The organism is Sphingorhabdus sp. (assembly GCF_035329025.1).
Lineage (GTDB): Bacteria > Pseudomonadota > Alphaproteobacteria > Sphingomonadales > Sphingomonadaceae > Sphingorhabdus_B.
Genome location: NZ_DAOLHN010000093.1, coordinates 1 through 2,624, shown reverse-complemented (window position 1 = coordinate 2,624; position 2,624 = coordinate 1). Strand labels below are relative to the sequence as shown.

Sequence of the window (2,624 nt, the reverse complement as noted above, 5' to 3'; positions counted from 1 at the left end):
GGATGCAGCGGGTCATCACCGTCTTGACGATGGGGCCCATATATTTCTCGGTCACTGCACGCTTATTCTCGTCATAACGCGATGCGCCGCGGCCATAAGCCACCGACTGGTCCTGCAGATCGCATTCGCCGCCCTGATCGCAAATCGGGCAATCGAGCGGGTGGTTGATGAGGAGAAACTCCATCACCCCTTCGCGCGCTTTTTTGACCATTTCGCTGTCGGTGCGAATGATCTGGCCTTCAGTCGCCGGCAGCGCACAGCTTGCCTGCGGCTTCGGCGGCCCGGGGGCAACCTCAACCAGACACATGCGGCAATTGCCGGCGATGGACAGGCGCTCATGATAGCAGAAACGCGGAATTTCTTTGCCCGCCAGCTCGCACGCCTGCAGGACGGTGGCGCCCTGCGGGACTTCGATTTCGAGGCCGTCTACGGTGACTTTAGGCATCGGGCTTGCTCTCCGTCGTTAGCGCAGCGACTGTCAAACGGTATAGATTTAGAGCAATTGTCCCCCGCAGCTGCTCAGGCTTCATCTTGATAGAACCGTTTTCGATGCATTGTCCGGCAACAGGCAACAAAATCTGGATCGCCGCCTTTTCCTCGGCGCTTTCAACAGCAGTTTCGAGCAGATTTTTTGAGTTGATTGTATCTGCACGAACAACGCATTCGCCAATGCGCGACATGGCCGTTTCGCCAAGCGACTTTTCGACCATCCGAGCATATGCTTCCTTCGAAAGCCTGCCCGACGGCTTATAGCTGTCCATTTTTTCCGGTTCGGGATGCTGCAACAACGGCACGGCACCAAAATCGTTAAGTACGTCGATCTTTTCGTTCTTCAAAAGATACTCGGCAAATGTGTAGAGAGCAGCACTGGAGCTAAAGTACAGGCTTGTAACCTCTCTAGATGAACTGGACGGCATGCATTTCCAATCGGCAAGCTTGCGAATGCGGTCGTCGGGCTGTTTGCTATTTCCGGCTTGCAAAACAAATTCACGGACAAGTTTTGGGTGCTTAGTTGCAATACATTTTGCATAATCATTTGCCAGCATCCGACGCTCGGCATTCAGAAGATTGGCAGGTGATTCTGCGGCGGCACCGCCAAAACCAATCAACAGCGAGACAAGGCTAAGAGAGAAAGTCAGGCGCTTCATTCCGCCGCCTCCAGCATTCCACCATGTTCCGCAATCCGCCGCTCAATTTCCGGCCGGAAATGCTTGATCAGCCCCTGGATTGGCCAAGCCGCTGCATCACCCAGCGCGCAGATGGTGTGGCCTTCGACCTGTTTCGTCACCTGAAACAGCGTGTCGATTTCCGACACATCGGCATTGCCTTCGCGCAGCCGCTCCATCACGCGCCACATCCAGCCTGTGCCTTCGCGGCACGGCGTGCACTGGCCGCAGCTTTCATGCTTGTAGAAATAGGACAGCCGCGAAATCGCGCGGACGATGTCGGTCGATTTGTCCATGACGATGACCGCGGCGGTGCCAAGGCCGGATCCGAGCGCCTTTAGGCCGTCAAAATCCATCGGCGCGTCCATGATCTGCGCGGCGGGAACCAAAGGTACCGAGGATCCACCGGGAATCACGGCAAGCAAATTGTCCCAACCGCCGCGGATGCCGCCCGCATGCTTTTCAATCAGTTCGCGGAAAGGAATGCTCATCGCTTCCTCGACCACACAGGGCGTGTTCACATGGCCCGAAATCTGGAACAGCTTTGTGCCGAGATTGTTGGGATTACCAAAGCTGGCGAACCATTCGGGGCCACGGCGCAGGATTGTGGGCGTGACCGAAATGCTCTCGACATTGTTGACCGTAGTCGGGCAGCCATAAAGCCCTGCACCCGCTGGGAATGGCGGCTTCAGACGCGGCTGGCCCTTCTTGCCCTCAAGGCTTTCGATCATCGCTGTTTCTTCACCGCAGATATAGGCGCCCGCGCCGCGATGGACAAAGACGTCGAAATCATAGCCCGACTTGCAGGCATTTTTGCCGATCAGGCCAGCGGCATAGGCTTCGGCAACGGCTGCCTCGAGCACCTTGGCTTCGTAGATGAACTCGCCGCGAATATAGATATAGGCCGCCCGCGCGCGCATCGCGAAACCGGCGACCAGTGCGCCTTCGATCAGCTTGTGCGGATCGTGGCGGATGATCTCTCGGTCCTTGCAGCTGCCGGGCTCTGATTCATCGGCGTTGATGACGAGGAAATTCGGCCGTTCGGGTGTCGGATTCTTGGGCATGAAGCTCCACTTCATCCCCGTCGGGAAACCCGCCCCGCCGCGCCCGCGCAGGCCCGAAGCCTTGATGCGCTCGATAATCTCGTCCTGCCCGATCTTGAGCAGGTTCGCAGTCTTATCCCAATCGCCACGCTTTTGCGCGGCCTTCAGGTTCCACGGCTGGAAGCCATGGACGTTGGTGAAGATGCGGTCTTTATCCTGAAGGCTCATTACCAATCCTTCCGATAATCGTGATTGGCCTTGACCATTTCCTTCAATGTCGTTGGCCCGCCTTCGGGGCAGCTGGTCTGGCGGTCGATTTGCGGGCCGATCTTGACCGGCTTGTCATTGGCCAGTGCTTCAAGCAGCGCGGACATGCTGTCATAGGTCAGGTCTTCGAAATTATCGTCGTTGATCT

The 2,624-nt window shown here is 57.0% G+C and carries 3 protein-coding genes and 1 pseudogene; all 4 read right to left on the bottom strand.

Going from position 1 to position 2,624, the window contains the following annotated elements; translation table 11 throughout:
• The coding region (locus PKC81_RS14640) for a 2Fe-2S iron-sulfur cluster-binding protein (RefSeq protein ID WP_324337343.1) at positions 1-445 on the bottom strand (445 nt) is incomplete at its 3' end.
• Complete coding sequence (locus PKC81_RS14635) at positions 438-1,148, bottom strand: hypothetical protein (protein WP_324337341.1); 711 nt, start codon at positions 1,146-1,148, stop codon at positions 438-440. The genes PKC81_RS14640 and PKC81_RS14635, both read right to left, overlap by 8 nt.
• A complete protein-coding gene (gene nuoF, locus PKC81_RS14630) occupies positions 1,145-2,437 on the bottom strand; it encodes an NADH-quinone oxidoreductase subunit NuoF (protein ID WP_324337339.1) in 1,293 nt (430 codons plus the stop codon). Before nuoF ends, PKC81_RS14635 begins: the two co-directional genes overlap by 4 nt.
• Positions 2,437-2,624, bottom strand: a pseudogene (locus tag PKC81_RS14625) (NAD(P)H-dependent oxidoreductase subunit E); the annotation flags it as partial. The gene nuoF and the pseudogene PKC81_RS14625, both read right to left, overlap by 1 nt.

Bases quoted from the DNA above. Each gene is read 5' to 3' on its own strand.
- PKC81_RS14635 (WP_324337341.1), bottom strand. From the start codon at position 1,148: ATGAAGCGCCTGACTTTCTCTCTTAGCCTTGTCTCGCTGTTGATTGGT.
- nuoF (WP_324337339.1), bottom strand. From the start codon at position 2,437: ATGAGCCTTCAGGATAAAGACCGCATCTTCACCAACGTCCATGGCTTC.